Here is a 25241-nt window from a genome sequence, read left to right as displayed (position 1 = left end):
GGTTGGCCGGCGGCCGCCGCCATGCCGCAGGCTGGTGGTCACGGGACACGTACGGAGGTGGCGGGGCGATGACGCGGGCGACGGCGAGGCGGCGCGTGGTGCGGCTGCGGGGGGACGGGCGCGGAGTGCGGCCGGACGCCCTGGCGGCGGAGGAACCGCTGGAGATCAGGCTCGGCGGCGAACCGCTGACCGTCACCATGCGCACCCCCGGGCAGGACTTCGACCTGGTGGCCGGGTTCCTGGTCGGCGAGGGGCTGGTGCACACCGCGGAGGAGCTCGCCGCGCTGCGCTACTGCGCCGGGACGGACGAGGCCGGCGCCAACACGTACAACGTCGTCGACGCCACCCTGCGCGGCGCGGCCCGCCCCCTGCCGCTCTCCGCGCACCGCAACCTGCTCACCACCAGCGCCTGCGGCCTCTGCGGCCGGGACACCGTGGACGCGGTGCGCACCCACGTCCGCCACCCCGTCGGCGAGGACCCGCTGACCGTCCCGCCGTCCCTGCTGTACGGCCTGCCGGACCGGCTGCGGGCCGCCCAGCGCACCTTCGAGTCCACCGGCGGCCTGCACGCGGCCGGTCTGTTCGACGCCGTCACCGGGGAGCTGCTCTGCGCCCGCGAGGACGTCGGACGGCACAACGCGGTGGACAAGGTGGTCGGCTGGGCCCTGCGCGAGGGCCGGCTGCCGCTGACCGGGCACGTCCTGCTGGTCAGCGGCCGGGCCTCGTTCGAACTGACCCAGAAGGCCGCGCTGGCGGGCGTGCCGCTGCTGGCGGCCGTCTCGGCCCCGTCCTCGCTCGCGGTGGACCTGGCCGAGGAGCTGGGCCTCACGCTGGTCGGCTTCCTGCGCGGGGAGAGCGCGAACGTGTACACCCGGCCGGACCGGATCAGCGAGCCCGCGGCCGCCCCGCCCGTCCCGGCCTGAGTCCGGACGGGGCCCCGGGGGGGGCGCCGGCCCGGGGAGGCCCTAGGACCGGCCGTCCCGGCGCCTGAGCCGCACCACCAGGACCACCAGCACGGCGACCAGCAGGAGCACCACGAGGAAGCCGATGACCTTGCCGATCACCCCGGCGAAGAAGCCCTTCTTCTTCTTGCTCTTCGACTTGGACTTGGAGCCGGCCAGGTCCGAGATCCGGTGCGCCCCGGCCACCACCCGCACCTGCCGGGCGCCCTCCGCCGGCGTACCCGCCGCGCTGCCCGCACCCGCACCCGCCGCCGGCGCGTCCGCCGTCCGCACCACCGGCACCGCCGAGGCGGGCGCGGCCAGCGCCACCCCGCCACCGAGCACCAGCGCCCCGGCCACCGCCACGCCCACCAGTCGTCTGCCCACGGCCCGCACCCCGTCCCCGGCGCGCCCGCCGCGCCGATCCAGCGGACACCGTCCCACCACCGGGCGGCCCCCACCACCCCCCGGGCGCGGACCGCGACCCACCCGCAACACGGCGGTCACCGAACCGGCACAGAACCGCCGGGGGCCGGCTCCCGCGGCCCGCCGTCAGCCCGCCGGCGGCGAGGTCGGCCCGGACAGCGCCACGGCCACGAGGGCCCGCATGGCGCAGGCGGCCTGACCGAGCGGAAGGGTGGCGTCGTCGGCGAAGAGCTCGACCAGCCAGCCGCCCGCCGGGTTCTGGCCGCCCGCCGCGACCATCCCGCGGTAGCCGGAGACGACGAGCATGGCCTCCTCGGCCGGGTCGTTGCCGGCCGCGCCCGCCCGCAGGGCGAAGGCGCCGCCGCGGACGGCCCGCCGGGTCATCGGGTAGTGACGCAGGTCGAAGACGGCGTCGGGGGCCTCGATCTGGGCGCGCTGGGTCTCGGCCCGGACGCTGCTGGGGCCGCTGGTCATCCGGTAGACGGCGTGCTGGGCGGTGCGCATGAGCTGGGAGCCGGGCGGGACGTAGGAGATCCACCAGCCGACCGCGTCGAGCAGCCGGGCGGAGGACTCGGCGACGACCACGAGCTTGGCGAGGGTGTCGGCGGGGTGGACGGCCCTGGCGCCGGCGGCCCGGTCCAGGCCGGCGAGGACGGCGGTGAGCAGCTGGCCGGGGTCGGCGCTGTGGGCGGCGCCGCGGAACCGCCGCCGGTCGCCCGCGCCCGCCCGGCCGCCGCCGCGGGGCCGCCCGTCGGCCCGGTGGTGCGGGTCGGCGGCGTCGGCCAGCAGCACGGTCGGGTCCGGGGCGAAGCCGGGGCCGTGGCTGCGCCCGGCGACGACGGGGTGGGCGGCGCGGGCGGCCTTGGCCCGGTACTGGGCGGCGTCGGCGAGCCGGAAGAGCCGGTCGGGGGTGGTGACGGGGCCGATGGAGTCGCCGGTGGAGGCGACGCCGCAGGCGACCCCCTCCCCTTCGGACAGGGCGAGGGCCCGGGCGCACAGCTCCTCGGCGACGACGACCACCTCGTCGGCCTTCTGCCCCTCCGCCAGCAGGCAGAACTCGTCGCCGCCGAGCCGGGCGGCGAGGCTGCCGGGCAGCTTGGCGGCGGCCAGCGACAGCTGGTGGGCGAACCGTTCCAGCAGCCGGTCGCCCATCTCGTGGCCGAGCTGGTCGTTGACCCGCTTGAGCCCGTTGACGTCGCAGACCACGAGCGAGACCACGGTGTTGTCGCGGTTGTGGGCGGCGAGGGCGCTCTCCAGCCGGGCGTCGACGGCGCGCCGGTTGGCGAGGCCGGTGAGCGGGTCGGAGAAGGCGAGCTTGCGCAGGTCGGCGAGGCGTTCGGTCTGGGCCAGACCGGCCGACACCTGGGCGGCCAGCAGGGTGGCGTAGTCGGCGTCGGCCTCGGTGAACTCGGGCATCCCGACGCTGCGGGCGAGGTAGAGCTCGCCCCAGGCCTGCCCGTGCAGGACGATCGGCGCGACCACGCAGCAGGCCCGGCCGCGCCGGCGCAGCGCCGCGGCGCGCTCCTGGCAGTACGCGCCGGCGGTGGGGTGCGCGTGCCCGGTGTGCGGTTCGGTGTTCTCGGCGGTCTGCAACCAGGCGCGCGGAAGGCGCCCGGTGGTCCAGCGCTCCTCCAGGTAGGTGACGATCTCGGGGAAGTCGGCGACCGGGTAGGACTCGTCCTCGGGCAGTTCCTCCTCGCCCGGCGCGAGCTCCCCGTGGTTGACGAGGACCCTCAGCCGGCCCGATTCGCGGTCCCAGACGGAGACCGCCGTCATGGTGGCGCCGAGCGCCTCGGTGGCCCGGACGGCGGCGGCCCGGACGGCCTCCAGCGGGGTGAGCGCTCCGGCCATGTCCTGGGCGAGCTCGACCACCGACTGCAGCCGCAGGTCGGGGAGCGGGTCGGGGTGCCGCGAGCCACCGCAGTCGCAGCCGCGGTCCGTCATGATCGCCTCGCCGCCCACCGGTTCGCCTCGCTCCCTGTGTCCGGTCCTGCCAGACCCCCGTCACGACCGCACCCGTCCGGCCGCTTGCAACCAAGACTATGGCGGTTTCGTTCGGTTATGCCCCGTTTGCGGGGACGAACCCGCACCAGGCCGTACGGGTTTCAACCATTCGGCACCGGGAGCACGGAACCCCGGGCCTACTCCGGCTTGAGCCGCCGCGACAGCAGCCACGGCTCGACCAGCCCGAGCCCGCGCACCGGCCGGCGCCACATCGGCTGGAGGTGGAAGCGGTGCCCGGCGTCCGGGCCCGGCACCGGCAGGCCGGAGGCGGGCATCCCGGCCGCCGCGGACAGCGCCTCCGCCAGGCCGGGCCCGTCCACGTCGGCCGGGGCGACGCTGCCGTTCTGCTCCAGCGCGGCGGCGAACTCGCCGTCGATCAGCACCGCGTCCTTGGGCGCGATCGAGGTGAGTCGGCTCGCCAGGTTGACGGTGGTGCCGAAGACGTCGCCCATCCGGGAGGTGACCGTGCCGAAGGCCATGCCGACCCGCAGCGCGGGGATGGTGTCGTCCTCGGCGAGCGCCTCGATCAGGCTGAGCGCGATCTCGGCGGCGGTCACCGGGTCCTCGGAGACGTAGAGGATCTCGTCGCCGAGCGTCTTGATGACCCGGCCGCCCTGACCGGCGATCAGGTCGGAGCAGGTGTTCTCGAAGGTCTCGACGAGCTCGCCGAGCTCCTCCTCCTCCAGCCGGCGCGACAGCCGGGTGAAGCCGACCAGGTCGGCGAAGCCGACCGCCAGCCGGCCGCTGGTGATCTCGTGGTCCTCGGCGGCCTGGACGACCCGGCCGGTGACGGCGGCGAGCTGCCGGCGCCAGACGTAGACCAGGAACTGCTCCAGCTCCGGCAGCAGCAGCTCGACCAGTGGGTACGCCACGTCGGCCCGGGTCAGCCCGGGTTCGACGGACTGGGTGAGGTTCTCCAGGAAGGTGTCCATCTGCCAGCCGGCCAGCCGCGCGGTGGTCTGCCCGGTGGACCGGGCCACCTGGATCGCCATCGACTCGCTGAGCAGACCGGACTCGACCAGGCCGGCCAGGCGGCGCAGCGCGATCACGTCGCCGTCGGTCAGCGCCCGGGACTGCCCGATGTCGGGGAAGCCCATCGCCCGCCAGAACCGGGTGGCCAGCTCCATCGGGACGTCGGCGGCGCGCGCGGCCTGGTACGGGGTGTAGCGGCGTGGCGCGTCCAGGATCAGACGTTCCAGTTCGAGCGCGACCGTGGGGTCGTGGGTGCCCGCCGTTCCGCCGCTGCTGCCGTCCTCTGCCACCGGTCCGTCCCCGTGCGGTCGCCGCACTCGCCTCGTGTCCTGCCTGTCCGGGCGCGCCCGCCACCCGGCGGGCAGTGGCGCGCCTCACACCGCTGCCAGGTGGAATGTTCGCACGGAATCACGTGATCCGGGGCATCAGCCCGGGTCAAGGGGAGGTGAAGAGTGCCGTTCAGCGGGGCTCGGGGCGCACGTGGACGACGTCCCCCGCGCCGACCGCCTGCCGTGCGCCGTCGGGGGTGCGGACCACCAGCCGTCCGTCGCCGTCGATCGCCACCGCCTCGCCGGTCAGCTCGCGGTCCCCCGGCAGGTGCACCCTCACCTGCCGGCCGAGCGTGGTGCAGCGGTCCGCGTAGGCCCGGAGCAGTTCGCTGGCGTGCGGGTCCCCGGCGGCCGCCGTCCAGTCGCGGTACAGCTCGGCGAACTCGCGCAGCAGCGCCCGCAGCAGGACGGACCGGTCGGTGACCGCGGCGCCGGCCAGCGCCAGCGAGGCCGCCGTGGGGACGGGCAGCTCCGCCTCGCGCAGCGAGACGTTGAGGCCGAGGCCGGCGACCACGGCGCCGCCGCCCAGCTCGGTGAGGATGCCGCCGAGCTTGCGCTCCCGGCCGTCGATCTCCGCCTGGAGGTCGTTGGGCCACTTCAGCCCGACCTCCACCCCGGCCACCCGGCTCAGCGTGCTGGCCGCGGCCACCCCGACCAGGATCGGCAGCCAGCCGTACCGCTCGACCGGCACCTCCTCGGGGCGCAGCAGCACCGACAGGAACAGCCCGGAGCGGGCCGGGGCGGTCCACTGCCGCTCCAGCCGGCCGCGCCCGGCGAGCTGCTCCTCGGCGACCAGCACCGCGCCCTGCGGGGCCCCGGCCCGGGCGCGGGCGGCGAGGTCGCTGTTGGTGGAGCCGGTCTCGGGGACGACGTCCAGCGAGGTCCAGAGCCCGCCCGGCAGCAGCAGGTCGCGGCGCAGCGCCGCCTCGTCCAGCGGCGGGCGGTCCAGGTCGGTCCAGGGCGACGGCCCGGTGCGGCCGAAACCGCGCAGTCCACTGCGGCGGGGGGTGTCGGGTGCGGTCATGGGGGCCACCCTAGGACCTGGCCGCGGGCCGGGGGCGTAGGCCGCCCCATCGTCCCTCAGAACGGCCGTTGACACACTGTGTCGATGGCCATAACGCCAGGACGTGCCCTACCGCCCCGCGTGCTGGCTACGCTACTCAACGGTAGTTCGCAGCGCCGCCCTGCCCTCATGCCCGGGACCCACTCCGGCCCGCGCGCACTCGAACAGGTCGCGGCCCATGGATCAGGGAGAGCCACCGGATGACCGAGGCGCCGTACGACCCCCACACCACCGCCGGCAAGCTCGCCGACCTGCGGCGCAGGCTCGACGAGGCGGTGCACTCCGGCTCCGCCAAGGCCGTGGAGAAGCAGCACGCCAAGGGCAAGCTGACGGCCCGCGAGCGGGTGGTCGAGCTGCTGGACGAGGACTCCTTCGTCGAGTTCGACGAGTTCGCCCGGCACCGCTCGACCAACTTCGGGCTGGACCGGACCCGCCCGTACGGCGACGGCGTGGTGACCGGCTACGGCACCGTGGACGGCCGCCAGGTCGCCGTGTTCGCGCAGGACTTCACCGTCTTCGGCGGCTCCCTCGGCGAGGTGTTCGGCGAGAAGATCGTCAAGGTGATGGACTTCGCGCTGAAGACCGGCTGCCCGGTCATCGGCATCAACGACTCGGGCGGCGCCCGGATCCAGGAGGGCGTGGTCTCGCTCGGCCTGTACGGCGAGATCTTCCGCCGCAACGTGCACGCCTCGGGCGTGATCCCGCAGATCTCGCTGATCATGGGCCCCTGCGCCGGCGGCGCGGTGTACTCCCCCGCGATCACCGACTTCGTGGTGATGGCCGACCAGACCTCGCACATGTTCATCACCGGCCCGGACGTCATCAAGACCGTCACCGGCGAGGACGTCGGCATGGAGGAGCTGGGCGGGGCGCGCACCCACAACACCAAGTCGGGCAACGCGCACTACCTCGCCACCGACGAGAAGGAGGCCGTCGAGTACGTCAAGAGCCTGCTCTCGTACCTGCCCTCCAACAACCTCTCGGACCCGCCGTCCTACCCGGAGCAGGCGGACCTCACGGTCACCGACGAGGACCTCGAACTCGACACCATCGTCCCGGACTCGGCGAACCAGCCGTACGACATGCGCAAGGTGATCGAGCACGTCGTCGACGACGGCGAGTTCCTGGAGACCCAGCCGCTGTACGCGGGCAACATCATCACCGGCTTCGGCCGGGTCGAGGGCCACCCCGTCGGCATCGTCGGCAACCAGCCCATGGACCTGGCCGGCTGCCTGGACATCGCCGCCAGCGAGAAGGCCGCCCGCTTCGTGCGGACCTGCGACAGCTTCAACATCCCGGTGCTGACCTTCGTCGACGTGCCCGGCTTCCTGCCCGGCACCGGCCAGGAGTGGGACGGCATCATCCGCCGCGGCGCCAAGCTCATCTACGCCTACGCCGAGGCGACCGTCCCGCTGATCACCGTGATCACCCGCAAGGCCTTCGGCGGCGCGTACGACGTCATGGGGTCCAAGCACCTGGGCGCCGACCTCAACCTGGCCTGGCCGACCGCGCAGATCGCGGTGATGGGCGCGCAGGGCGCGGTGAACATCCTGCACCGGCGCGAGATCGCCGAGGCCGAGGCCGCCGGGAACGCCGAGGAGCGCCGGGCCGAGCTGCTCGCCTCGTACGAGGACACCCTGCTCAACCCGTACCTGGCGGCCGAGCGCGGCTACGTGGACGCGGTGATCGCACCGAGCGAGACCCGCCGGCACATCGTCCGGGGCCTGCGGGCGCTGCGCGGCAAGCGCGAGGTGCTGCCGCCGAAGAAGCACGGCAACATCCCCCTCTAGGCCCCGTCGGGAGAGAATCTAGCCATGGCCCCGATCCACGTGCTGCACGGGCAGCCGACCCCCGAGGAGCTGGCCACCGTCCTGGCGGTGGTCCAGGCCCGGGCCGCCGCCGCGCAGGCCGCCGCGGAGGCGGCGCGCCTGGCCGGTGTCGGCCCGGCCTCCCCCTGGAACGACCGCTCCCGCCTGCTCCGACCCGCCGTCCACCCGGGCGTCAACGCTTGGCGGACGTCCGGGTGGGCGGGCTGATCCGAGCCGAGGTGTGCGGAGTGGGAAGTCGACCCGGTCGACTTCCCACTCCGTACGCGTTCCACCGCCGCCCTGACCGCCGGAAACTGAGTACGGATACTCAGGCGCCCGGGCCCCGGCGCGGCGCACTCTGGACGGGTGCTCTGGTCAGACCCTCGCGACGAGCCCTCCCCGGAGGCCCGCCGGATGCTGGAGCGGCTGCACCGGGCCGGCCGGGTGCTCGCCGCACTGTTGCTGGTGGGCGCCGTGCTGCTCATGATCTTCCCCTCGTTCACCTGACCGGCGGACACCCGCACCCCCTACCCTGGTGGGCATGACCGACCAGCGCCCCCTCGTCCTCGCCTCCGCCTCCCCCGCCCGCCTCGGGCTGCTGCGCCAGGCGGGCCTCGACCCGCGCGTGGTGGTCAGCGGCGTCGACGAGGACGCGATCAGCGCCGCCACCCCGGCCGAACTCGCGCTGGTCCTGGCCGAGGCCAAGGCCAAGGCGGTCGCCGCCGCACTGACCGGCGGCGAGCTGGTGATCGGCTGCGACTCCGTCCTGGAGCTGGACGGCCTGGCGCTCGGCAAGCCCGCCGACGCCACCGAGGCGCTGGCCCGCTGGCAGTCGATGCGCGGCCGGGCCGGGGTGCTGCGCACCGGCCACTGCGTGATCGACACCGCGACCGGCCGGCAGTCCTCGGCCACCGCCTCCACCACCGTCCGCTTCGGGACCCCGGACGACGCCGAGATCGCCGCCTACGTGGCCTCCGGCGAGCCGCTGCACGTCGCCGGGGCGTTCACCCTGGACGGGCGCTCCGCGCCCTTCGTCGAGGGCATCGACGGCGACCCGGGCAACGTCATCGGTCTCTCGCTGCCGCTGCTGCGCACCCTGCTCGCCGACCTCGGCGTCCGGATCACCGACCTCTGGAGCCGGTAGCCCGCCCGGCGGCCCGCCCGGGCCGGTGAGCCACCCGGGCCGGCAGCTCACCCGGCGGGGGCGTTCCTCGCCAGGAAGGCCAGCACGTCCGGCAGGGCGCCGTCCGCGAGCAGGTCGGCGCCGTGGTCGCCGCCCGGGTAGATCTTGAGCTCGTTCACGGGGGACCTCCCGAAGTCGTGCATCTGCCGGGCGTTCCCGGCGAACGGGGAGTCGTCCTCTTCGGCCGCGAAGAACTCCGGGGCCCGGAGGGCCTTCAGGGCCTCGTGCGCGTCCTCGCCGTCCCAGGACCACGGGCCGCTGAGCGAGACCACCGCCGCCACCGGCAGCGGGGTCGGCGCGCCCGCCGCGACCAGCGAGCCGGTGGCCCCCTTGGAGGCCCCCACCAGCACCACCGCGGTGACCCCCTTGGTGCCCAGCCAGCTCAGCGCGGCCGGGATGTCCCTGGACGGGCTGCCCCCGACGGTGGCGGCCAGCACCGCGTAGCCCGCCCGGGTGAACGCGGGCAGGTAGGGCAGCCAGTCACAGAGCGAGCCCTCCGCCTGGTGCGAGAACACCACGGCGACCTTCGCCGCCCCGCCGTCCGCCTGCTGGAAGTACGCCGGCCGGACGCCCGAGGCGCCCTGCAGGTCGATGCTGCCGGTCCTGGCCCGGTCCTCGCCGAGGCAGCCGTCCGTCCGGTCCGGCCGCGGGGTCGCCCCGCCCTGCACCGCCCCGGCCGCCGTCGTGCCGCCCCGGGCCGACGCGGTCGCCGCCGCGTCCCCTCCCGGCCCGGGACCGCCGCACCCCGCCAGGGCGAGCAGTGCCAGCAGTGCCACCGCCTTCGCCGACTTCCCCGTTGTGTAGGTCATGTGACGAACGCTAGGGAGACCGTCACGCACGGTCAATGGTCGTGCGGGGCGGGCGCCGCTAGGGTGATGGCCGTTCGAACGGGGAGGGGACGCGGCGATGACCGACGGCGTGCTCAACGTGCTGCTGGGGCTGGTGGCCAGTGCCATCAGTGCCGCGCTCGGCTGGCTGGGGCAGGCGCTGCGGCGCCGCCGCCGGGTCGAACGGGTCCGGGAGTTCCTCGGGCTGCCGGCGGGCGGCGAGTGCCTGATCGTGGTGCCGCGCAGTGTCGGGACGGGCTCGCACGCCAACACCGTGACCCGCCGGGACGCCTACGCGCTGATGTGGCTGGCCGGGCTGGTCGAGGAGTGCGGGGCGCGCCCGGAGCTGGTCGCGCACGACGCGGCGCACCGGGGGCTGGGCGTCAAGACCGAGCTGTGCCTGGGCGGCCCGGTCAGCAACGACCGGATGGCCGCGCACCTCGCCTGGGGCCTGCCGGGGGTGCTGGTGACCTCCGGTCCCGGGCCGGGGAGCAACGTCATCGTGGTGGGCGAGCGCGAGTTCGCCGCCGACCGCGACCAGGTGCACACCCTGCTGGCCCGGATCGCCACCCCGGAGGGCGGGCGCCCGGTGTTCCTGATCTCCGGCCAGACCGGCACCGCCAACCAGGCGGGCGTCCGGTACCTCGTCGCCCACCACCGCGAACTCGCCCGGAAGTACGGCCGCAACGGAAGCTTCGCGATCGTCCTGCGGGCGCTCAACCCGGAGGCGTACGGGCCGGACATGGTGGAGGTCGCCGCGGACGTCACGGCCGAGGCCCTGCAGCGCCCGGCCGCCCGCACGACCGCCGCTTGAGCCCGCCGGGCGAGAGTGTGTCCGATGCCACCGGGGCGCCACGCCGCCGCACCGTCACCCGCAGCGAACCGGGCCTCCCCGGCGGCACCGGCCGCGACCTGCGACGTCACTCGGAGGGCGGCCGCGGAGGCCGCGAAATCCATCACCGTCCGTGTGGGATAGTTCACAACCTGGGGCTACTCGCCGGTACCGCCCAGGAATCCATAAACTCGACCAGGTTCAAGAAGGGAGCCACAGTGCGCAAGGTGCTCATCGCCAACCGCGGGGAAATCGCCGTCCGCGTCGCCCGGGCCTGCTCGGACGCCGGTATCGCCAGCGTCGCCGTCTACGCCGAGCCGGACCGGGACGCGCTGCACGTCCGCGCGGCCGACGAGGCTTATGCGCTGGGAGGCGACACCCCCGCTACCAGTTACCTGGACATCAGCAAGGTCCTGAAGGCCGCCGAGGACTCCGGTGCCGACGCGGTCCACCCCGGCTACGGGTTCCTGTCGGAGAACGCCGAGTTCGCCCAGGCCGTGCTCGACGCCGGTCTCACCTGGATCGGCCCGCCCCCGCAGGCCATCCGCGACCTCGGCGACAAGGTGACGGCCCGGCACGTGGCGCAGCGCGCCGGCGCGCCGCTGGTCGCCGGCACGCCGGACCCGGTCTCGGGTGCCGACGAGGTCGTCGTGTTCGCCCGCGAGCACGGCCTCCCGGTCGCCATCAAGGCGGCCTTCGGCGGCGGCGGCCGCGGCCTCAAGGTCGCCCGCACGCTCGAGGAGATCCCGGAGCTGTACGAGTCCGCGGTGCGCGAGGCGGTCGCCGCCTTCGGTCGCGGCGAGTGCTTCGTCGAGCGCTACCTGGACAACCCGCGGCACGTGGAGACCCAGTGCCTCGCGGACAAGCACGGCAACGTGGTGGTCGTGTCCACCCGTGACTGCTCGCTGCAGCGCCGGCACCAGAAGCTCGTCGAGGAGGCGCCCGCGCCGTTCCTGACCGCCGAGCAGAACGCCGAGCTCTACCGGGCGTCCAAGGCCATCCTCAAGGAGGCCGGCTACGAGGGCGCCGGGACCTGCGAGTTCCTGGTGGCGCTGGACGGCACGATCTCCTTCCTGGAGGTCAACACCCGTCTGCAGGTCGAGCACCCGGTCACCGAGGAGGTCACCGGGATCGACCTGGTCCGCGAGATGTTCCGGATCGCCGACGGCGAGGAGCTCGGCTACGGCGACCCGGAGGTGCGGGGTCACTCCTTCGAGTTCCGCATCAACGGCGAGGACCCGGGCCGCAACTTCCTCCCCGCGCCCGGCACCGTGACGCTGTTCGCCCCGCCGTCCGGCCCGGGCGTCCGGCTGGACTCCGGCGTGGAGAGCGGCTCGGTCATCGGCCCGGCCTGGGACTCCCTGCTGGCCAAGCTGATCGTCTCCGGCCGCGACCGCAAGCAGGCCCTGGAGCGGGCCCGCCGCGCGCTGAACGAGTTCAAGGTCGAGGGCATGGCCACCGCCATCCCGTTCCACCAGGCGGTCGTCACCGACCCGGCGTTCGCGCCCGAGGTGCACGGCGACGAGGGCCCGTTCAAGGTCTTCACCCGGTGGATCGAGACCGAGTTCGACAACACCATCCCGCCGTTCGCGGGTGCGGCCGGCGACGGCGAGGAGGCCGAGGGCCGCGAGACCGTCGTGGTCGAGGTCGGCGGCAAGCGGATCGAGGTCTCGCTGCCGTCCTCGCTGGGCGTCGCGGCGGCGCCGGCGGCCGGTGCCACGGGTGCCGCGAAGGCCAAGCGCCGGGTGGGTGCCAAGAAGGCCGGTTCGGCGGTCAGCGGTGACACCCTGGCCTCGCCGATGCAGGGCACCATCGTCAAGGTCGCCGTGGAGGAGGGCCAGGTCGTCGCCGAGGGCGAGCTGATCGTGGTCCTGGAGGCGATGAAGATGGAGCAGCCACTGAACGCGCACAAGGCGGGCACGATCGTCGGCCTCAAGGCCGAGGTGGGTGCCAGCGTCAGCAGCGGTGCCGCGCTCTGCGAGATCAAGGACTGACGCCCGCGGGCTTCACCCGGCCGGTCCGTACGCCCCTCGGGGTGTGCGGACCGGCCGCGTTCCCGGGCCCGTCCGGCCGGGTCGCGGGCCCGTCCGAGCTATTTCCCGGGCCCGTCCGGCCGTGGCTCAGCGCCCGCGCGGCAGGCCCATCTCGGCCAGCCGGACGGGCATGCCGCCGCCCGGTCCGGCCGGGCCCCCGTGCGCTCCGGGCCGCCGCTGGCCGGGCAGCGGGGCCCCGCCGGGGGGCGGGCCGGCCCGCCGGGGCAGCGGCCCGGGCTGGGTCTGGTGGACGGGACCGCTGCCGGTGCCGTGCACCGGGGCGTCGCCGGTGGGGGCGGCGCCGAGCGGCGCCAGGTCGATCTGCACCCCGCAGTCGGCGAGCGCGTCCAGTTCGCGGGCGGTGGCGTCGTCCGCGGTGGCGTGCTCGTCGGTGACCAGCCGGGTGATGGTCTCGGTGGGCACGGTCTGGAACATGGTGTCCGCGCCGAGCTTGGTGTGGTCGGCGAGGACGATGACCTCGGAGGCCGACTGCACCAGTGCCCGGTCCACGCTCGCGGACAGCATGTTGGTGGTGGACAGGCCCCGCTCGGCGGTCAGCCCGCTGCCGGAGATGAAGGCCTTGGACACCCGCAGGCCGTGCAGGGACTGCTCGGCACCGCTGCCGACCAGTGCGTAGTTGGAGCCCCGCAGGGTGCCGCCGGTCATCACCACCTCCACCCGGTTGGCGTGCGCCAGCGCCTGGGCGACCAGCAGCGAGTTGGTGACGACGGTGAGGCCGGGCACCCGCGCGAGCCGGCGGGCCAGCTCCTGGGTGGTGGTGCCGGCGCCGACCACCACCGCGTCGCCCTCCTCCACCAGGCCGGCGGCGAGGTCCGCGATGGCGCTCTTCTCGGCGGCGGAGAGGTGGGTCTTCTGCGGGTAGCCGGGTTCGCGGCTGAAGCCGCCGGGGAGCACCGCGCCGCCGTGCCGGCGGTCGAGGAGCCCTTCTGCCTCCAGTGCCCGTACGTCGCGGCGCACGGTCACTTCGGACGTCTGGACGACGCGGGCCAACTCCCGGAGCGAGACCGCTCCGTTGGCGCGCACCATTTCGAGGATCAACTGGCGACGTTCTGCTGCAAACACAGAACCGACGGTAACCTGCGTGACCGTCTGCTTTCAGGCGTTTGCAGCTAGTAGCGGGAATTGCTCGCGTCCGAGCGGCGCGTGACCGTACAATACGCGCCGTCAGCAACCCGGCACTGCGCCCGCCGTCCGGGTGACGATCACTCCTGCGCGAAGGGCGGCCGCCGGTCGGCAGCCGCCCTCAACTGTGCGCCGGAGGCTCAGGATTCGCCGCCGGCCCGCTTGCGGATGTGCAGCTGCCGGGCGGCCTCGGCGGTCGAGCCGGAGACGGACGGGTAGACCGTGAAGGCGCTGGCCACCTGTTCGACCGTCAGATTGGCGTCCACCGCGAGCGAGATCGGGTGGATCAGTTCGCTGGCGCGCGGGGCGACGACCACGCCGCCGACCACGATGCCGGTGCCCGGGCGGCAGAACAGCTTCACGAAGCCGTCCCGGATGCCCTGCATCTTGGCCCGCGGGTTGCCGCGCAGCGGCAGCTTGACCACGACCGCGTCCATCTTGCCGCACTGCACGTCCGCCGCGGTGTAGCCGACGGTGGCGATCTCCGGGTCGGTGAAGACGTTGGAGGCGACGGTCTTCAGGTTCAGCGGCTGCACCGCGTCGCCCAGCGCGTGGTACATCGCGATCCGGCCCTGCATGGCCGCCACCGAGGCGAGCATGAAGACGCCGGTGCAGTCGCCGGCCGCGTACACGCCCGGGGCGCTGGTGCGGGAGACCCGGTCGACCTGGATCTGGCCCCAGTCGTTGAGCTTGACCCCGGCCTCCTCCAGGCCCATCTCGGCCGTGTTGGGGATCGAGCCGACCGCCATCAGGCAGTGCGTGCCCTCGATCACCGTGCCGTCGGAGAGGGTCACCTCGACCTTGTCGCCGATCCGCTTGGCGCTCTCGGCGCGGGAGCGGCTCATCACGTTCATGCCGCGGCGGCGGAAGACGTCCTCCAGCACCTCGGCGGCGTCCGGGTCCTCGCCGGGCAGCACCCGGTCGCGCGAGGAGACCAGGGTGACCTTCGAGCCGAGCGCCTGGTAGGCGCCGGCGAACTCGGCACCGGTGACACCGGAGCCGACGACGATCAGCTCGCGCGGCAGCTCCTCCAGGTCGTACACCTGGGTCCAGGTCAGGATCCGCTCGCCGTCCGGCTGGGCGTCCGGCAGCTCGCGCGGGTGGGCGCCGGTGGCGATCAGCACCGCGTCGGCGCGCAGCGACTGCACGGTGCCGTCGGGAGCGTCCACCAGCACCTCGCGGGAGCCGTCCACGGCCTGCCCGCCGGAGCCGAGCCGGCCGCGGCCGCGCAGCACGGTGACGCCCGCGCGGGTGACCGACTGGGTGATGTCGTGGGACTGCGCGATCGCCAGTCGCTTCACACGGCGGTTGACCTTGCCCAGGTCCACGCCGATGACCCGCGCCGCCTGCTCGGCCGGCGGGGTGTCGTCCGCGACGATGATGCCCAGCTCCTCGAACGAGCTGTCGAAGGTGGTCATCACCTCCGCGGTCGCGATCAGGGTCTTCGACGGCACGCAGTCGGTGAGCACCGCCGATCCGCCAAGACCGTCGCGGTCGACGACGGTCACCTCCGCGCCGAGCTGAGCGGCCACCAGGGCCGCCTCGTAGCCGCCGGGTCCGCCACCGATGATCACGATCCGAGTCACGCTCACCATTGTCCCGCACGCCGGGAGCGCCGCCACGCCGGGGTCGGGGCTCCGGTGCGATCGTCCAGGAGCCCCGGAGCGTCCGCCGACCGGGCTACTCTTCCCCCCATGCCCCTTTACGCCGCGTATGCCACCAACCTCGATGCCCGGCAGATGACCCGCCGCGCCCCGCACTCCCCGCTGCGCGGCACCGGGTGGCTGGACGGCTGGCGGCTCACCTTCGGCGGTGAACACCTCGGGTGGGAGGGCTCGCTGGCCACCGTCGTGGAGGACGAGAAGGAGCGGGTCTTCGTCTCGCTGTACGACGTCTCGCCGATGGACGAGGAGGGCCTGGACCGCTGGGAGGGCGTCCAGCTCGGCATCTACCGCAAGACCAAGCTGCGCGCCCAGACCCTGGACGGCGACATCCAGGTCTGGACGTACGTACTCAACGACTACGAGGGCGGCCTGCCCGCGGCCCGCTACCTCGGTCTGATCGCGGACGCCGCGGAGAGCGCCGGCGCCCCGCACGACTACGTCATGGACCTGCGCCGCCGCCCCTGCTAGCCGGCGCCACCGCGGCCCGCCCCGGCTAGGGCGCAGCCCAGCCGCGCGCCGTCCGCGCCAGCACCCCGGCCACCTCCGCGCGGCGGGCCGGCTCGGTGCGCAGCGCGTTGCCCAGCTCGACGTGCAGCCACGGCACCGCCAGCCCGGCGGCGAACCGGCCCTCCACGTTGGTGGTGCCCCCGAGCTGCCCGCACTTCTCCCGCCAGGCCCGGCAGACCGCGAAGCCCGCCCGGTCCAGCCCGGCCGCCGTCGTGTCGGCGGCCGGCCCCGGCTGCCCGGCGCCGCTGGAGACCACCGCGTCCTGCCCGGGCAGGCTGCCCTCGTCGAAGCCGTGCACCTGGATGCCGGGCAGCCCGCGCCCGGTGAGCGCCTCCACCACCGCCGCGAAGACGGTGTCGGCCCGGTGGGCGACGTCCGAGGCGCCGTCCGGCCCGGCCCTGCGGTGCGCCCCGGCCAGCACCAGCACCCCGCCGGGCGCGGCCCGGAAGAGGTCCACCCCGAGCGCCTCGGTGCGCGCGTCCGACACCGGGTGCGGCACCTGCACCGACCAGCCGGCCCGGACCGAGAGGTCCAGGTAGACCCGGCCCCAGCCACGGCCGTCCGCCGCGGTGGCGTCGGCGATCTCGGCCACCCGCCGGCCGGTCGCCGCCTCGGTGAACTCGGTCAGCCGGTAGCCCGCCCGCGCCAGCGCCCGGCCCGCCTGGTCGGGGTGGCCGTCCAGCGCGCCGAGCACGCCGTCGGCGATCGCCCGGCGCTGCCCGGCGTCCGGCACGGCGTACGGGCCGGACGGGCCGAAGCCCGCGGTGTACGCGTCCACCAGGGCCGCCAGGTCCACCGGGCCGGGCCCGGTCGGGCCGGTCGGGCCCGCGGGGGCGTCCCGCACCGCCGCGGGCGGGCCGGCCGGCCCGCGCGCGGCGAGGGTCAGCACGGCCGCGAGCGCCGCGAGCACCAGCAGCACCGCCACCGGCAGCAGTGGCGTGCGTCGCGAACCCCGAGTCTCCATGGCCGTCGAACCTACCCTGCCGGCCACCGCGTCCATGATCCACACCGGGTGGACGAAAAGAGATCCCGAAGCGACATCCGACCGCAACCGAGACGTGACAACTTTTGCGATTCCTCTTCGTACGCTGATTCGGCTTGACCCATTCTTGATCAGCGCTTGACCGAGGAGGCCGGCAGAGCTTCCCGCGGGGCGGGCCGCGCCGGGCCGCCGGAGGAGAACGAGGCCCCCGTGAGCACGGCACCCAACCCGCCGCGACAGCACCGCTATCGCCGCCGGGCCGACATGCCGCTGCTCGGAGGCATCCGGCCGCCCATCGTGCTGCTGCTGGTGCTGCTGCTCGCGGTCGCCGCGATCACCGCGCTCGCCGTCGGCGGACTGCGCGTCGACGACACCCCGCAGGCCGTCCGGGAGTCCCACCAGTACGCCGCCGAGGACACCGCGGCCTCGCTGCGCGCCGGACTCCACGAGAGCGCCACCGACCTGCGCCGCGCCGCGGCCCGGTACGACGCCGCGCCCGCCGAGCCCTCCGCCGTGCTGACCGCGCTCGGCCAGGCGTACCACAAGTGGCGCGGCACCGTCGTGGTCCGCCCCGACACCGGCCGGCTGCTCGCCGCCCGCGGCGAGACCGTGCCGCTGGCCGGCCTGGACCTCGGCAGGGTCACCGACACCGCGCCCGCACCCGTGCTGGTGCCCTCGACGGCCGGCACCCGGCTGCTCACCTTCGCGCTCGTCACCACCAAGGCCGACGGCCGGGCCCTGCTGGTCGCCTCCGACAACCTGCGGCTGCCCGGCCTCGCGACCCGCAAGGAGCAGACCATCCAGGTCCTGGACGCCGCCGGCGCCGTCCTGGACACCACCGGCGCCGAGCTCGGCGCCGAGGCCGACCGCAGGCTGGTATCCGGCGCCCGGGAGCGCGCCGCCCGCGAGCGCCCCCTCCCCGGCGGGACGGCCTCCGGCAGCCTGGCCGGCAACCCGGACGCCAAGGGCGTGCGCCGGGTGGCCGGCTACGCCGCCGTCGGCACCGCGGGCGGGCACGACCTCGCCACCCCGCTCGGCCTGACCGTGGTCTCCACCAGCACCGTCGACGGCAGGCCCGGCAGCCTGCGGCACCCCCTGCTCGGCCTGGCCGCCGCCGGCGCCCTGACCGCCCTGGCCCTGCTGCTCGCCTGGTACCTCGTCCGCAGCCTCCAGCGCCCGCTGCTGCGGCTGTTCCTGGAGTCCCGCCGGCTCACCCGCGGGGACCGCCTCGACCAGCCCGTCCACGGCCCCGCCCGCGGCGAGGCCGGCCGGATCACCCGCGCCCTGGAGGAGCTGCGCCTGCAGCTGCTCGACCCGGCCCGCCCGCCGGCCCCCGTCCGGCCCGCCCGCCGCCGACCGGGCACCGCGCTGCCGCTGGCGCTGTGCGCCGTCCTGGTGCTCGGCTGGTCCGGCCCGCTGCTGCTGCTCGGCGGCAACGACCCGACCGTCCGGGTCCCCACCCAGGTGGTGGCCGGCCAGCGCGACCGCACCGACACCGCCGCCGACCGGGTCCGCCAGGCGCTCAACGAGGGCTACGCGGACCTGCGCTCGCTCGCCCCGGAACTCGCCGGCGCCTCCGTCGGCCAGGCCGACGCCCTGCTGCGCGCGACCCTGGCCGAGCACGACCGCTACCGCGCGCTGTACGTCCTCGGCGCGGGCGGCGAGCTCCTGGCCCACGTCGGCGAGCCGCCGCACCGCACCGGCCCGGAGGCGCTCGGCGCGAGCGGCGTGCTGCTGCTCAACAGCTCCGGGAAGGAGCCGCGGATCGCCGCCCGCGCCGCACTCGCCGCGGCGCCCGCGGACGCCGAGGCGGAGGGCGCCGCCGAGCCGGCGGGGCCGGTGCTGGTCGGCGAGTTCAAGACGGACTTCCTCAGCGCGCTGCTGGTCCGCCCGGGACTGGGCCGGGTCTGGCTGGTCGACGACCGGCAGCGGGTGCTGGCCGCCAACGCGGGCTACAGCTCCTTCGGCGACCTGCCCGAGGGCCGCGCCAAGGCCCTGCTGGCGGGCGCAGGGAAGTCGGCCGCCGCCGACGTGCTGCGCGGCGGCGGCGACCCGGCCCTGCTCGCCGCCGCCCCGCTCGGCGGCAACGGCAGCGTGGCCAAGCTCGGCTGGTCGGTGGTCACCGCCCACCCGGTGGCCTGGCTGCACCTGGACCAGAACCGGGCCGACCGGCGGGCCGTACTGGCCGGCATGCTCGGCCTGGCCGCGGCCGCGCTCTGCCTCGGCTGGCTGTTCATCGCCGTCGGCCTGCCGCTGCGCCGGCTGGCGGCGAGCGCCGAGGCGCTGGCCGCCGGTGACCGACGGACGGTGCTCTACCCCGTCCACCACGACGAGGTGGGTGCCGTCGCCCGGAGCCTGGAGCTGATCCGCCAGGAGCTGGCCCGCCCCCGCCGTACCGCCACCGCTCCCGCCCCCGCGCCCGCGCCCGCCCGCTGAGCCCCGCCCGAAGGACCTCCCGTGCTCTTCCTCTACGTCGTGCTGCTGGTCTGCTGCGCCGTGCTGCTGGTGGCCGGCATCGTCGAGCAGCGCCGGCACTTCGCCGCGCTGGAGCAGATCCCCACCCGGGTGCTGGTCAACGGCATCCGCGGCAAGAGCTCGATCACCCGGCTCTGCGCGGGTGCGCTGCGCGGCGGCGGGCTGGTGACGGTCGCCAAGACCACCGGCACCGCCGCCCGGTTCATCCACCCGGACGCCACCGAGGAGCCGGTCTACCGCAAGTTCGGCATCGCCAACGTGGTGGAGCAGATCGGCATCGTCCGCCGCGCCGCCACCTACCGGCCGGACGCCCTGGTCATCGAGTGCATGGCCGTCATGCCGGCGCTCCAGGAGGTCAACCAGACCAAGCTGATCCGTTCCACCATCGGCGTGCTGTGCAACGTCCGCGAGGACCACCTCGCCGAGATGGGCCCGACCCTGGACGACGTCGCCCGCTCGTTGTCCCGCTCGATGCCGGTCGGCGGCGTCTGCGTCACCGCCGAGCAGGAGCGCGCGCACATCCTTCGCGAGGAGGCGGCCCGCCGGGACTGCCGGCTGATCGTGGTGGACCCGGAGTCGGTCACCGACGAGGAGCTGCGCGGCTTCAGCTGGTTCACCTTCAAGGAGAACGTCGCGATCGCCCTGGCCGTCGCCGAACTCCTCGGCGTGGAGCGGCGGACCGCGCTGCAGGGCATGTGGGCGGCCCCGCCGGACCCGGGCGTGCTCTCCGTCGAGCGCTACCGCACCGAGGACGGCAAGCGGCTGCGGTTCGCCAACGTCTTCGCCGCGAACGACCCCGAGTCGACGCTGATGAACGTCCGCCAGCTGGAGGACCTGGGCGCGATCCACCGCCCGCTGAACGTGGTGGTGAACTGCCGCCCGGACCGGGTCGAGCGCAACGGGCAGATGGGCCAGATCGTGCCCGACCTCGACCCGGACACGGTGTTCCTGATCGGCCACCCCACCAAGAGCGCCCGCGACGGCATCCCGGCCGGCTGGTCCGGCCGGGTGGTCGACCTCGGCGGCGACCGGCGCGACCCGGCGCAGCTCACCGCCGAGCTGCTGGCCGAACTCGGCCAGGACTCCTCGCTGGTGGCCGTCGGCAACATCCACGGCCAGGGCGAACTGTTCCTGGAGGAGCTGGCCCGGCTCGCCCCCGACGAGGACCCGGACGCCCCGGACGCACCCGAGTCCGCCTACCGGGAGCCCGAGCCGCTCTACCCCGAGCCGGACTACGGCGACCCGGGCTACCACCGGCCCTGGCCGTACGAGGCCGGCGCGTACGAGGCCGGCGCGTACGAGCCGGTCGCGTACGAGCCCCGGCCCTACGAGGCCCAGCCGTACGAGGCGGGCGCGTACCGGTCCGGGCCGCAGGCGTACCGCCCGCACCCGTACGAGCCCGGCCCCGCGGTGCCCGTCCACGTCCCCGAGCCGATCCCCGACTCCTGGTACGACCCCCTCCCCCGCACCACCGACCACGGAGACCAGCAGTGATCCCCACCGAGCTCACCCCCGAGATCGCCGCCATCGGCATCGCGCTCGGCCTGGTCTTCTCGCTCGTCTGCTACCTGACCACCAACCTGTCCCCCGGCGGCATGATCACCCCCGGCTGGCTGGCCCTCACCCTGGTCGAGGACCTCCAGCGGGTGGCCATCGTGATCGGCGTGACGGTGCTGACCTACCTCGCCACCCGGCTGGTCCAGAAGCTGGTGATCCTCTACGGCAAGCGGCTGTTCGCCGCCGTGGTGCTGATCGGCGTGCTGCTGCAGGCGACGGTGATGCTGGTGCTCCAGCGCGAGCTGCCGACCCTGTACGCCAACCAGACGCTCGGCTTCATCGTCCCCGGCCTGATCGCCTACCAGCTGGTCCGCCAGCCCCGGGCGGCCACCCTGATGGCCACCAGCACGGTGACCCTGGCCAACTACGTGGTGCTCACCGCCGGCGTCCTGCTCGGCGCCCTGCCCGGCACCTGATCCCGCACGCGCCGGACACGCCGGAACCACCCGGAAGCCCGGCCCCCGGACCACCAGGACCCCAGGACCCCAGGAAGGAAGCGAGCGAGCCCCCGATGCCCGTCACCCGCAAGTCCCTGCTCAGCGGCGGCCTCGCCGTCACCCTGCTCGCCGCCAGCGGCTACCTCACCGTCCAGCTGCGCGACCGCGACCGGCAGCCGGCCGCGGGCGGCACCGCGCCGCTGATCACCACCACCGCCACCCCGGGCCCGGTCGGGGACACCGCCGCGGCGGCCGCCGGGTACCGCTACGAGCGCCTGACGGGGCCCGACCGGACCGTCGTCCGGGACGCCCGCGGCGGCGTGGTCGCCACCCTGACCGACAACGCCCGCACCGCCGTCCTGGCCGGCCCCAGCCGGACCTTCGCCGAACCGGGCACCACCGCGGCCACCGTGCTCTCCGACAACTGGGTGCGGCTGATGCCGCAGCCGTGGCGGCCTGGCGCGGAGCAGGAGGCCTGGTTCCGCACCTGGTTCCGGCAGTCGCTCGGCTCCACGGCGGACGACGTGCTGGCGGTGGCCGTCCAGTACCTGGCCGGCGCGGCGCCCGAGAAGGACGGCAAGGGCGTGCGGTTCAAGGGCGACGCCTCCTTCGGCCCGCTCAACCCCAACGGTTCGGTCGGCAACGACCTGCGCCTGGAACAGACCGACTTCCTCGACTACCTGGGTGTTCCGTACACGTTCGCGGACAAGGTCGCCAAGCAGCCCGACCGAGCCCGTTACGGCGCCTTCGACTGCTCCGGGTACGTCCGGATGGTCTACGGCTACCGGTCGGGTTATCCGCTGCTCTCCAAGGACGCGGCCGGCCCCGGCCTGCCCCGCACCGCCAACGGCCTGGCCCGGCTCGGCCCCGGCGTCCCGGTGCTGCCGCTGACCACCGCGCCGGGCTCCGACACCACCGTGCGGCCGGCCTCGATCGACCCGCTCCAGCCCGGTGACCTGGTCTTCTTCGAGATCGACGCCCGCACCGGCGCCCGGCTCGACCACACCGGCATCTACCTGGGCCTGGACACCGACGGCCACCCCCGGTACGTCTCCAGCCGGGAGGAGGCGGACGGCCCGACCTTCGGCGACAAGGGCGGCACGGCGCGGCTGGACGACAACGGCCTGTACGCGAAGGGACTGCGCAGCGCGAAACGGCTCTGACGAGCGGCCCGGCCCCCTGGAGGTACCGACGAGTGACATCACCCGAAAGGCCTCATCCAGCTGTGCTTTCGGGTCAACCGGGTAACGATCCGGCACGCCGCGCCCGATTTTCTACGCGCGTAGCCGATTCCCGTCTATCCTCGGACCCGTGAACGCAACCCCTCAGTCGGTCGTCTCCGCCGACCCCTACGCCGCCGCCCAGGCCGCCGCCGAGCGCCTCCGCGAGCTGACCGGTGCCGAGCGGCACGACGTCGCCCTGGTGATGGGCTCCGGCTGGGTGCCGGCCGCCGACGCCCTGGGCGAGACCGTGGCCGAGTTCCCGGTCACCGAGCTCCCGGGCTTCCCCGCCCCCGCCGTCGCCGGCCACGCCGGCAAGATCCGCTCGGTGAAGATCGGCGACAAGCGCGCCCTGATCTTCCTCGGCCGCAACCACTACTACGAGGGCCACGGCGTGGCCACCGTCGTCCACGGCGTGCGCACCGCCGCCGCGGCCGGCTGCGGCATCATCGTGCTGACCAACGGCTGCGGCGGCCTGCGCCAGGGCTGGGTGCCCGGCCAGCCGGTCCTGATCAGCGACCACATCAACCTGACGGCGGACTCCCCGATCGTCGGCGCCAACTTCGTCGACCTCACCGACCTCTACTCCAAGCGCCTGCGCGAGCTGTGCCACGAGGTCGACCCGACCCTCGACGAGGCCGTCTACGTGCAGTTCCGCGGCCCGCACTACGAGACCCCGGCCGAGGTCAACATGGCCCGGGTGATCGGCGGCGAGCTCGTCGGCATGTCCACCACCCTGGAGGCCATCGCCGCCCGCGAGGCCGGCTCCGAGGTGCTCGGCATCTCCCTGGTCACCAACCTGGCCGCCGGCATCACCGGCGAGCCGCTCAACCACGAAGAGGTGCTCGAGGCCGGCAAGGCCTCCGCCGAGCGCATGGGTGAGCTGCTGGCGAAGGTCCTCGAGCGGATCTGACGCCCACCGGGCGCACGACGCACGAGCGACGGGGCCCGTGGGCGGGCGTGATCCGCCGATCACACCCGCCTGCGGGCCCCGTCCGCATGCGCACCCCCTGATTGCGGAACCCTCCGGCAGACAACCGACGAACTCCCCGATGGAGAACGCAGCGATGACGCAGGCACCCACCACCGACCTCCTCGCCCGGGCCCGGACCTGGCTGGCCGAGGACCCCGACCCGCAGACCCGCGAGGAACTGACCGCCCTGCTGGCCCGGGCCGAGGGCCCGGACGCGGAGTCGGACAGCAAGACCGCCTGGGCCGAGCTCGCCGAGCGCTTCTCCGACCGGCTCCAGTTCGGCACCGCCGGCCTGCGCGGTGAACTCGGCGCCGGCCCCATGCGGATGAACCGCGCCGTGGTGATCCGGGCCGCCGCCGGCCTGGTCGCCCACGTCCGCAAGCAGGAGCTCGGCGACCTCGTCGTCATCGGCTACGACGCCCGCCACAAGTCCTACGACTTCGCCCGCGACACCGCCGCCGTCGTGGTCGGCGCCGGCCTGCGCGCCGCCCTGCTGCCCCACCCGCTGCCCACCCCGGTGCTCGCCTTCGCCATCCGCCACCTGGGCGCGGCCGCCGGCGTCACCGTCACCGCCAGCCACAACCCGCCGCAGGACAACGGCTACAAGGTCTACCTGGGCGACGGCTCCCAGATCGTCCCGCCGGCCGACGCCGGGATCGCCGCCGAGATCGACGCCATCGGCTCGCTCGCCGAGGTCCCGCTGGCCGAGGACGGCTGGGAGGTGCTCGGCGACGAGATCGTCGACGCCTACCTGGACCGGGCCGTCACCATCGTCGACCGGCACAGCCCGCGCGACCTCGACGTCGTCTACACCCCGATGCACGGCGTCGGCCGCGACACCCTGGTGGCCGCCTTCCGCCGGGCCGGCTTCCCGGCGCCCACCGTGGTCGCCGAGCAGGCCGAGCCCGACCCGGACTTCCCGACCGTGGCCTTCCCCAACCCGGAGGAGCCGGGGGCGATGGACCTCGCCTTCCGCACCGCCGCCTCGGTCGGCCCCGACATCGTGATCGCCAACGACCCGGACGCCGACCGCTGCGCGGTGGCCGTCCCGGTCAACGCCAACGCGGCCGGCAGCGGCAACGGCACCTCCGGCTGGCGGATGCTGCGCGGCGACGAGGTCGGCGCCCTGCTCGGCGCGGCCCTGGTCGCCAAGAAGGCCGAGGGCACCTTCGCCACCACCATCGTCTCGGCCACCCTGCTCGGCCGGATCGCCGAGGCCGCGGGCCTGGGCTACGCGGAGACCCTCACCGGCTTCAAGTGGATCTCCCGCGCCGAAGGCCTGCGCTACGGCTACGAGGAGGCCCTCGGCTACTGCGTCGACCCGCAGGGCGTCCGGGACAAGGACGGCATCACCGCCGCCCTGCTCGTCGCCGAGCTCGCCGCCACCCTCAAGCAGTCCGGCCGCACCCTGAGCGACCTGCTGGACGACCTGGCGCTGGAGCACGGCCTGCACGCCACCGACCAGCTGTCCGTCCGCGTCCAGGACCTCTCCCTGATCGCCGACGCCATGGGCCGCCTGCGCGAGCAGCCCCCGACCGTCCTGGCCGGGCTGACCGTCACCCGCGCCGACGACCTCAGCGCGGGCTCCGCCGAACTGCCGCCCACCGACGGCCTGCGCTACTACCTGGCCGGCGAGGGCGTCCGCTCCGCCCGCATCGTGGTCCGCCCCTCGGGCACCGAGCCCAAGCTCAAGTGCTACCTGGAGGTCGTCCTCCCGGTCGCCACCGCGGCCGACCTCGCGACCGCCCGCGCCCGCGCCGCCGAGCTCCTCGACGCGATCAAGCGCGACCTGGCCGAGGCCGCCGGCATCACCGCCTGACGCCCGGCCCCGCCGCGCACGAGTGCCTCCCGCCCCACCCGGGCCG

General features: G+C 74.8%; 21 protein-coding genes and 1 pseudogene. 14 read left to right on the top strand and 8 right to left on the bottom strand.

Annotation, left to right across the window (positions count from 1 at the left end):
- Positions 1 to 68 precede the first annotated feature (68 nt).
- Positions 69 to 923 carry a formate dehydrogenase accessory sulfurtransferase FdhD gene (gene fdhD, locus ACIRS1_RS13015; protein WP_402838935.1) on the top strand — a complete coding sequence of 285 codons (855 nt, stop codon included), beginning with the start codon at positions 69 to 71 and terminating at the stop codon, positions 921 to 923.
- A gap of 42 nt (positions 924 to 965) precedes the next feature.
- Here the strand turns inward: fdhD and ACIRS1_RS13010 are convergent, their stop codons facing one another.
- The 4 genes and pseudogenes from ACIRS1_RS13010 to ACIRS1_RS12995 all read right to left on the bottom strand — a co-directional run bounded on the left by ACIRS1_RS13010 (position 966) and on the right by ACIRS1_RS12995 (position 5696).
- Positions 966 to 1328, bottom strand: coding sequence for a hypothetical protein (locus ACIRS1_RS13010; protein ID WP_402838933.1), 363 nt, complete (start codon positions 1326 to 1328; stop codon positions 966 to 968).
- 732 nt (positions 1329 to 2060) lie between these two features.
- Positions 2061 to 3218 (bottom strand): annotated as a pseudogene (locus tag ACIRS1_RS13005) (diguanylate cyclase domain-containing protein); the annotation flags it as partial.
- 290 nt (positions 3219 to 3508) lie between these two features.
- Positions 3509 to 4633, bottom strand: a complete 1125-nt coding sequence (locus tag ACIRS1_RS13000; RefSeq protein ID WP_360216290.1) for an adenylate/guanylate cyclase domain-containing protein — start codon at positions 4631 to 4633, stop codon at positions 3509 to 3511.
- Positions 4634 to 4802: 169 nt separating this feature from the next.
- Positions 4803 to 5696, bottom strand: a complete 894-nt coding sequence (locus ACIRS1_RS12995) for a biotin--[acetyl-CoA-carboxylase] ligase (RefSeq protein WP_402838931.1) — start codon at positions 5694 to 5696, stop codon at positions 4803 to 4805.
- Between the two features lie 239 nt (positions 5697 to 5935).
- Here ACIRS1_RS12995 and ACIRS1_RS12990 point away from each other — a divergent pair, with 239 nt between their 5' ends.
- The 4 genes from ACIRS1_RS12990 to ACIRS1_RS12975 all read left to right on the top strand — a co-directional run bounded on the left by ACIRS1_RS12990 (position 5936) and on the right by ACIRS1_RS12975 (position 8687).
- Positions 5936 to 7525 (top strand): acyl-CoA carboxylase subunit beta, encoded by a 1590-nt coding sequence (locus ACIRS1_RS12990; RefSeq protein ID WP_402838929.1) that lies wholly within the window; start codon positions 5936 to 5938, stop codon positions 7523 to 7525.
- Positions 7526 to 7549: 24 nt separating this feature from the next.
- Positions 7550 to 7771 (top strand): acyl-CoA carboxylase epsilon subunit, encoded by a 222-nt coding sequence (locus tag ACIRS1_RS12985; protein ID WP_360216299.1) that lies wholly within the window; start codon positions 7550 to 7552, stop codon positions 7769 to 7771.
- Between the two features lie 138 nt (positions 7772 to 7909).
- Complete coding sequence (gene mmpB / locus ACIRS1_RS12980) at positions 7910 to 8050, top strand: morphogenic membrane protein MmpB (RefSeq protein ID WP_360216302.1); 141 nt, start codon at positions 7910 to 7912, stop codon at positions 8048 to 8050.
- A 34-nt stretch (positions 8051 to 8084) separates the two neighbouring features.
- The gene (locus tag ACIRS1_RS12975; RefSeq protein ID WP_402838927.1) at positions 8085 to 8687 is read left to right on the top strand and encodes a nucleoside triphosphate pyrophosphatase; all 603 of its coding nucleotides are present in this window, start codon (positions 8085 to 8087) and stop codon (positions 8685 to 8687) included.
- A 47-nt stretch (positions 8688 to 8734) separates the two neighbouring features.
- On the opposite strand, the gene ACIRS1_RS12970 is transcribed toward ACIRS1_RS12975, so the two are convergent.
- On the bottom strand, positions 8735 to 9535 hold the full coding sequence (locus ACIRS1_RS12970; RefSeq protein ID WP_402838925.1) for an alpha/beta hydrolase family protein: 801 nt from the start codon (positions 9533 to 9535) through the stop codon (positions 8735 to 8737).
- Positions 9536 to 9632: 97 nt separating this feature from the next.
- On the opposite strand from ACIRS1_RS12970, the gene ACIRS1_RS12965 reads away from it, so the two are divergent.
- The gene (locus ACIRS1_RS12965; RefSeq protein ID WP_360216311.1) at positions 9633 to 10367 is read left to right on the top strand and encodes a hypothetical protein; all 735 of its coding nucleotides are present in this window, start codon (positions 9633 to 9635) and stop codon (positions 10365 to 10367) included.
- Between the two features lie 236 nt (positions 10368 to 10603).
- A complete protein-coding gene (locus ACIRS1_RS12960; protein ID WP_360216314.1) occupies positions 10604 to 12379 on the top strand; it encodes a biotin carboxylase N-terminal domain-containing protein in 1776 nt (591 codons plus the stop codon).
- A gap of 126 nt (positions 12380 to 12505) precedes the next feature.
- On the opposite strand, the gene ACIRS1_RS12955 is transcribed toward ACIRS1_RS12960, so the two are convergent.
- Both ACIRS1_RS12955 and ACIRS1_RS12950 read right to left on the bottom strand, forming a co-directional pair.
- Positions 12506 to 13465, bottom strand: coding sequence for a DeoR/GlpR family DNA-binding transcription regulator (locus ACIRS1_RS12955; protein ID WP_387901321.1), 960 nt, complete (start codon positions 13463 to 13465; stop codon positions 12506 to 12508).
- Positions 13466 to 13701: 236 nt separating this feature from the next.
- Positions 13702 to 15156, bottom strand: a complete 1455-nt coding sequence (locus ACIRS1_RS12950) for an NAD(P)H-quinone dehydrogenase (protein WP_360216321.1) — start codon at positions 15154 to 15156, stop codon at positions 13702 to 13704.
- Between the two features lie 99 nt (positions 15157 to 15255).
- Here ACIRS1_RS12950 and ACIRS1_RS12945 point away from each other — a divergent pair, with 99 nt between their 5' ends.
- The gene (locus tag ACIRS1_RS12945) at positions 15256 to 15693 is read left to right on the top strand and encodes a gamma-glutamylcyclotransferase (RefSeq protein WP_360216324.1); all 438 of its coding nucleotides are present in this window, start codon (positions 15256 to 15258) and stop codon (positions 15691 to 15693) included.
- Positions 15694 to 15718: 25 nt separating this feature from the next.
- On the opposite strand, the gene ACIRS1_RS12940 is transcribed toward ACIRS1_RS12945, so the two are convergent.
- On the bottom strand, positions 15719 to 16696 hold the full coding sequence (locus tag ACIRS1_RS12940; RefSeq protein WP_402838922.1) for a hypothetical protein: 978 nt from the start codon (positions 16694 to 16696) through the stop codon (positions 15719 to 15721).
- A 228-nt stretch (positions 16697 to 16924) separates the two neighbouring features.
- Here ACIRS1_RS12940 and ACIRS1_RS12935 point away from each other — a divergent pair, with 228 nt between their 5' ends.
- From ACIRS1_RS12935 to ACIRS1_RS12910, 6 genes are all read left to right on the top strand, one after another.
- Positions 16925 to 19150, top strand: a complete 2226-nt coding sequence (locus ACIRS1_RS12935) for a HAMP domain-containing protein (RefSeq protein ID WP_402838920.1) — start codon at positions 16925 to 16927, stop codon at positions 19148 to 19150.
- Between the two features lie 21 nt (positions 19151 to 19171).
- On the top strand, positions 19172 to 20683 hold the full coding sequence (pgsB, locus tag ACIRS1_RS12930; protein WP_396316913.1) for a poly-gamma-glutamate synthase PgsB: 1512 nt from the start codon (positions 19172 to 19174) through the stop codon (positions 20681 to 20683).
- A complete protein-coding gene (locus ACIRS1_RS12925) occupies positions 20680 to 21162 on the top strand; it encodes a poly-gamma-glutamate biosynthesis protein PgsC/CapC (protein ID WP_360216336.1) in 483 nt (160 codons plus the stop codon). Before pgsB ends, ACIRS1_RS12925 begins: the two co-directional genes overlap by 4 nt.
- Before the next feature lie 95 nt (positions 21163 to 21257).
- Positions 21258 to 22346, top strand: a complete 1089-nt coding sequence (locus tag ACIRS1_RS12920; protein ID WP_360216339.1) for an NlpC/P60 family protein — start codon at positions 21258 to 21260, stop codon at positions 22344 to 22346.
- Positions 22347 to 22494: 148 nt separating this feature from the next.
- Positions 22495 to 23316, top strand: coding sequence for a purine-nucleoside phosphorylase (locus ACIRS1_RS12915; protein WP_360216342.1), 822 nt, complete (start codon positions 22495 to 22497; stop codon positions 23314 to 23316).
- Between the two features lie 154 nt (positions 23317 to 23470).
- A complete protein-coding gene (locus ACIRS1_RS12910) occupies positions 23471 to 25195 on the top strand; it encodes a phospho-sugar mutase (protein WP_402838917.1) in 1725 nt (574 codons plus the stop codon).
- Positions 25196 to 25241: the final 46 nt, after the last annotated feature.

Origin of the sequence: Kitasatospora sp. NPDC101176, from assembly GCF_044768035.1 — a bacterium.
Classification (GTDB): Bacteria; Actinomycetota; Actinomycetes; order Streptomycetales; family Streptomycetaceae; genus Kitasatospora.
This window is presented reverse-complemented; position numbering and strand designations above follow the sequence as displayed.

Coding starts and splice junctions, on each gene's coding strand:
- ACIRS1_RS12955 (WP_387901321.1), bottom strand. CDS start 13,465: ATGGTGCGCGCCAACGGAGCGGTCTCGCTCCGGGAGTTGGCCCGCGTC.
- ACIRS1_RS12975 (WP_402838927.1), top strand. CDS start 8,085: ATGACCGACCAGCGCCCCCTCGTCCTCGCCTCCGCCTCCCCCGCCCGC.
- fdhD (WP_402838935.1), top strand. CDS start 69: ATGACGCGGGCGACGGCGAGGCGGCGCGTGGTGCGGCTGCGGGGGGAC.
- ACIRS1_RS12945 (WP_360216324.1), top strand. CDS start 15,256: ATGCCCCTTTACGCCGCGTATGCCACCAACCTCGATGCCCGGCAGATG.
- ACIRS1_RS12920 (WP_360216339.1), top strand. CDS start 21,258: ATGCCCGTCACCCGCAAGTCCCTGCTCAGCGGCGGCCTCGCCGTCACC.
- ACIRS1_RS12910 (WP_402838917.1), top strand. CDS start 23,471: ATGACGCAGGCACCCACCACCGACCTCCTCGCCCGGGCCCGGACCTGG.
- ACIRS1_RS12990 (WP_402838929.1), top strand. CDS start 5,936: ATGACCGAGGCGCCGTACGACCCCCACACCACCGCCGGCAAGCTCGCC.
- ACIRS1_RS12995 (WP_402838931.1), bottom strand. CDS start 5,696: ATGACCGCACCCGACACCCCCCGCCGCAGTGGACTGCGCGGTTTCGGC.
- ACIRS1_RS12985 (WP_360216299.1), top strand. CDS start 7,550: ATGGCCCCGATCCACGTGCTGCACGGGCAGCCGACCCCCGAGGAGCTG.
- ACIRS1_RS12950 (WP_360216321.1), bottom strand. CDS start 15,156: ATGGTGAGCGTGACTCGGATCGTGATCATCGGTGGCGGACCCGGCGGC.
- ACIRS1_RS12965 (WP_360216311.1), top strand. CDS start 9,633: ATGACCGACGGCGTGCTCAACGTGCTGCTGGGGCTGGTGGCCAGTGCC.
- ACIRS1_RS12940 (WP_402838922.1), bottom strand. CDS start 16,696: ATGGAGACTCGGGGTTCGCGACGCACGCCACTGCTGCCGGTGGCGGTG.
- ACIRS1_RS12970 (WP_402838925.1), bottom strand. CDS start 9,535: ATGACCTACACAACGGGGAAGTCGGCGAAGGCGGTGGCACTGCTGGCA.